This is a genomic window from uncultured Veillonella sp. (assembly GCF_905209685.1).
Classification (GTDB): Bacteria; Bacillota; Negativicutes; order Veillonellales; family Veillonellaceae; genus Veillonella.
Map to the genome: position 1 here is coordinate 1 of NZ_CAJLUB010000126.1, position 5,208 is coordinate 5,208.

A 5,208-nucleotide genomic window follows, 5' to 3' on the forward strand; every position below is an offset into this window, starting at 1 on the left:
CGTGACCGATTGTACCGATATTAACATGCGGTTTCGTACGTTCAAATTTTTCTTTAGCCATTTTAAATTATCCTCCGAGGAAAATAGTAATTCTATTAATCTAATGTAAGATTAACCGTTTTTCTTTGCTTGAATTTCTTCAGCAATTTTCTTAGGAACTTCTTCATAATGATCGAATGTCATGGAGTAGTTACCGCGACCTTGAGTTTTGGAACGAAGGTCTGTTGCGTAACCGAACATTTCGCTCAATGGAACATATGCTTTGATATGTTGGTTACCATTACGAGCTTCCATGCCATCCATACGACCACGACGGGAGTTCAAGTCACCGATAACGTCGCCCATGTATTCTTCAGGAACGTCTACTTCTACGGACATGTATGGTTCAAGTAATGCAGGATCTGCTTTGCGAGCACCTTCTTTAAAGCCCATGGAACCAGCGATTTTGAAGGCCATTTCGTTGGAGTCAACGTCATGGTAGGAGCCGTCAAATACGATAACTTTGATGTCAACCATTGGATAACCAGCGATAACACCGGATTCCATAGCTTCTTTAACACCATTTTCAACAGGTCCGATGTATTCACGAGGAATTGCACCACCTACGACCTTATTTTCAAATTCGAAGCCAGCACCTGGTTCTTGTGGAATCAATTCCAACCAGCAGTGACCATATTGACCACGACCACCAGATTGACGTACGAATTTACCTTCAGCTTTAACAGCTTTACGGATAGTTTCGCGATAAGCTACTTGAGGTTTACCTACGTTACATTCTACTTTGAATTCACGGTTCATACGGTCAACGATGATATCCAAGTGAAGTTCGCCCATACCGGAGATAATAGTTTGACCTGTTTCTTCATCAGTACGAACTTTGAAAGTAGGATCTTCTTCTGCCAAACGAGCAAGAGCTGTACCCATTTTTTCTTGGTCAGCTTTTGTTTTAGGTTCAACAGCAACGGAGATAACTGGTTCAGGGAATTCCATGGATTCAAGAATTACAGGATTCTTTTCATCACAAAGAGTATCACCAGTAGTAGTATCTTTCAAGCCTACAGCTGCAGCGATGTCGCCAGCGTAAACCATGTCGATTTCTTTACGAGTGTTAGCGTGCATTTGAAGAATACGGCCGATACGTTCTTTTTTACCTTTTGTGGAGTTGAAAACGTAGGAACCGGATTCCAATGTACCGGAGTACACACGGAAGAACGCTAATTTACCAACATAAGGGTCAGCCATGATTTTGAATGCCAATGCGGAGAATGGTTCATCATCGGAAGAAGGACGAGTAGTTTCTTCTTCAGTACCAGGAACGATACCTTTAATAGCTGGAATGTCGATAGGAGCTGGCATGTAATCTACAACAGCGTCCAACAACATTTGTACACCTTTGTTTTTGTAGGAAGAACCACAAAGAACTGGGAACAATTGGTTAGCAATAACTGCTTTACGCAATGCTGTTTTCAATTCTTCGATGGAGATTTCTTCACCTTCCAAATATTTCATCATGATATCGTCATCAGTTTCAGCGATAGCATCGATCATCATTTCGCGACGAGCTTCAGCTACTTCTTGATATTCTGCTGGGATATCAGTGATTTCATATTCTTTACCGTCATCGGATTTGTAAATTTCCGCTTTCATAGTCATCAAATCGATGATGCCTTCGAAAGTATCTTCAGCGCCGATTGGTACTTGGATAGCTACGGAATTTGCACCCAAACGGGATTTCATCATATCAACTACGTTGAAGAAGTCAGCACCTACTGTATCCATCTTATTTACATAAGCGATACGAGGTACGCCGTAGTTAGATGCTTGACGCCATACTGTTTCGGATTGAGGTTCAACGCCGCCTTTAGCACTGAACACCGCTACGGAGCCATCAAGTACACGTAAAGAACGTTCTACTTCTACAGTAAAGTCAACGTGACCAGGAGTATCGATGATATTGATACGATGATCTTTCCAGTGACATGTTGTCGCCGCAGAAGTGATTGTGATACCACGTTCTTGTTCTTGCGCCATCCAGTCCATCGTAGCAGCACCTTCATGTACTTCGCCGATCTTGTGAACGATACCTGTATAGTAGAGGATACGTTCTGTAGTTGTTGTCTTACCAGCATCGATGTGAGCCATGATACCGATATTACGAGTTTTTGCTAAGGAAAACTCTCTTGCCACAGTTGTCACCTCTTATTACCAACGATAATGAGCAAATGCTTTATTAGCTTCTGCCATTTTATGAGTATCTTCTTTTTTCTTGATTGCAGCGCCTGCATTGTTGAAAGCGTCCATCAATTCGCCTGCTAAGCGTTCTTTCATAGTGCGTTCACCACGAAGACGAGCGTAGTTTACAACCCAGCGAATACCGAGTGTTTGACGGCGATCAGCACGAACTTCAACTGGCACTTGATAGTTAGCACCACCGATACGGCGAGCACGTACTTCAAGTACAGGCATAACATTTTTCAATGCTTGATCAAAAACTTCCATTGGGTCTTGACCCATTTTGGAACGAATAATTTCGAATGCATCATATACGATAGTTTCAGCAATGCCTTTTTTGCCATCGTACATAACTTTGTTAATGAAACGTGTTACTAATTTGCTGTTGTACACCGGATCTGGAAGTACATCACGTTTCGGAACAGGGCCTTTTCTTGGCATGTTCAATTCCTCCTTTATAATGATGTGTGTTAATTTCGTTTAATGGCTAAAATTATTTTTTAGCTTTTTTCGCGCCGTATTTGGAACGACTTTGCATACGGTTTTGTACGCCAGCTGTATCCAATGCACCACGAACGATGTGATAACGCACACCTGGAAGGTCTTTTACACGACCGCCTCTGATAAGTACAACACTGTGTTCTTGTAAATTGTGACCAATGCCTGGGATGTAAGCAGTTACTTCAATAGCGTTTGTCAAACGTACACGGGCAACTTTACGAAGCGCGGAGTTTGGTTTCTTTGGAGTAGCTGTGTACACACGAGTACATACACCACGTTTTTGTGGAGATTCTTGAAGCGCTGGAGCTGTAGATTTTTTAGTCAAGCTCATGCGACCTTTGCGTACTAGCTGATTAATTGTTGGCATTTGGGCACCTCCTTTCCAAATTTGAGATTTATAATTGATCCGTCATAACAAAGTGTTACATCGGATATTACCAAGATTAACGTAGGATACCTACCGCTGTGGCCCGCACCTTAATGCGGCACGCACGACCGAGGTCATCCATGGTGTGCTTATCATTCACAGGTATCCCCTGTTCAGAACAAGCTGTTCGTATAGGTTCAACTACACGTTCATCACTATCGCGTCCTACGAACACATACTTCACAGTTCCTCGCGCAATGTTTTTCAACGTTTGCTTGGCACCGATTGTTTTGTTCATCGACTTCAGATGGGCAATGTCCATAGTAAATTCTCCTTACGAAATTATGCTACTTAGGCATACTTGCCCCTGAGCACTCTGTAAGTATATCAATTACACAAGCTCATGTCAAACGTTTTTCGACGGTCTACACCGCTATACAACTGCATTTTATGTGTACACGTTTCCGTGCGTTTCATTATGTCGAACTATATAAACTCATTTGTTATTTTTATACAATTTTATGTGTTTTAGGCTCATTTTTATGCATAAATTTTATATTATTTTCATTCATCTCATTTTATGTATGCAAAATAGATATAGATAAAAAATAATTAGTCATTTTTTCGATTCATTTTATTTGCTTTATTCAAAATAACGATTTTATTAAATTTATCATTTTATTTATTCCCTATGACACTTCTATCTGTACCAGCAAGTTTGGGATTAACAAAAAAGAGCGTGCCCTAAGGCACGCTCTTTTATAGTATCCCTATAGATTATTCTTCTACAGCAGATTCTTCTGTAATATCGATAATTTCAGGTGTGTTTTTAACAACCTCAATCTTACGGTAACGGCTCATGCCAGTACCAGCAGGGATCAATTTACCGATGATTACATTTTCTTTTAAGCCCAATAATGGATCGATTTTACCTTTGATAGCGGCATCTGTAAGAACACGTGTTGTTTCTTGGAAGGACGCAGCAGACAAGAAGGAATCCGTTGCCAAAGCAGCTTTAGTAATACCCAATAATGTACGTTTGCCTGTAGCATTTTCACGGCCATTAAGAGTAAGACGACGGTTTTCTTCGTCAAAGGTATTAACGTCGACCATATCCCCTGGAAGCATATCAGCATCGCCAGCTGTTTCAACTTTTACTTTATGAAGCATTTGACGAACGATAACTTCGATATGTTTATCGTTAATTTCTACACCTTGAGATTTATATACTTTTTGTACTTCGTATACGAGGTAACGTTGAGTTGCTTCTGTACCCATTACACGCATAATGTCATGAGGGTTGATAGAACCTTCTGTCAAACGTGCGCCTAAGGATACAACATCACCGTCTTTAACGATAATGCGGGAACCATAAGGGATGAGGTAATCGAGTTCAATACCGTCTTCACCAGTAATGAAGATAGTATTAGTACCTTTTTTACCTTCGTTAGGTACAACGCGAACTGTACCTTCGTTTTCTGCGATGATAGCATTACGTTTTGGTTTACGTGCTTCGAACAATTCTTCGACACGTGGCAAACCTTGTGTAATATCGTCACCTGCGACACCACCTGTATGGAATGTACGCATTGTCAACTGAGTACCAGGTTCACCGATGGATTGCGCTGCAATAATACCTACAGCTTCACCAACTTGAACTTGACCACCTGTACCAAGGTCGCGACCATAACACTTGCGACATACGCCATAAGGGCTGCGGCAAGTCAATACGGAACGGATTTTAACTGTTTCGTAGTGTTTTACAACTTCATCAGCCAATGGTTCTGTGATTTCACCGTTAAGAGGAACGATAACTTCGCCAGTTTCTTTATTAACTAATTCTTCAGCTGCAATACGGCCTACGATACGATCTTTTAATGGTTCAATAACGCCAGTACCCTCAACGATTGCTTCCACTTCGATACCATGGATTTCGTTGTTGCGTACTTGTACTTCTTTTACATCGGAGTTAAGAATAGATTCGATGCCTTCTTCAGTGAGGCGTGTATTAGCAGGGAAGATTTCTACACCTTCACTGTCAACAATTGCTTGTACAGTATCCTTGTTCAACATATTTTGAACCATAGTTTCTTTTAATGTTGCACGGA

4 protein-coding genes and 1 pseudogene are annotated in these 5,208 nt (G+C 41.1%); all 5 read right to left on the reverse strand.

From position 1 onward, the window contains the following. Positions 1 to 111 precede the first annotated feature (111 nt). Positions 112 to 2,187 carry an elongation factor G gene (gene fusA / locus QZ055_RS08030; protein ID WP_295825899.1) on the reverse strand — a complete coding sequence of 692 codons (2,076 nt, stop codon included), beginning with the start codon at positions 2,185 to 2,187 and terminating at the stop codon, positions 112 to 114. Between the two features lie 15 nt (positions 2,188 to 2,202). Continuing rightward, entirely contained in the window at positions 2,203 to 2,673 is a 471-nt protein-coding gene (gene rpsG, locus QZ055_RS08035) for a 30S ribosomal protein S7 (protein WP_004693556.1), read from the reverse strand. A 52-nt stretch (positions 2,674 to 2,725) separates the two neighbouring features. Further along, positions 2,726 to 3,100 carry a 30S ribosomal protein S12 gene (rpsL, locus tag QZ055_RS08040; RefSeq protein WP_004693554.1) on the reverse strand — a complete coding sequence of 125 codons (375 nt, stop codon included), beginning with the start codon at positions 3,098 to 3,100 and terminating at the stop codon, positions 2,726 to 2,728. Between the two features lie 76 nt (positions 3,101 to 3,176). Continuing rightward, positions 3,177 to 3,422 carry a L7Ae/L30e/S12e/Gadd45 family protein gene (locus QZ055_RS08045; protein ID WP_024064891.1) on the reverse strand — a complete coding sequence of 82 codons (246 nt, stop codon included), beginning with the start codon at positions 3,420 to 3,422 and terminating at the stop codon, positions 3,177 to 3,179. 455 nt (positions 3,423 to 3,877) lie between these two features. Beyond that, positions 3,878 to 5,208, reverse strand: a pseudogene (locus QZ055_RS08050) (DNA-directed RNA polymerase subunit beta'); the annotation flags it as partial.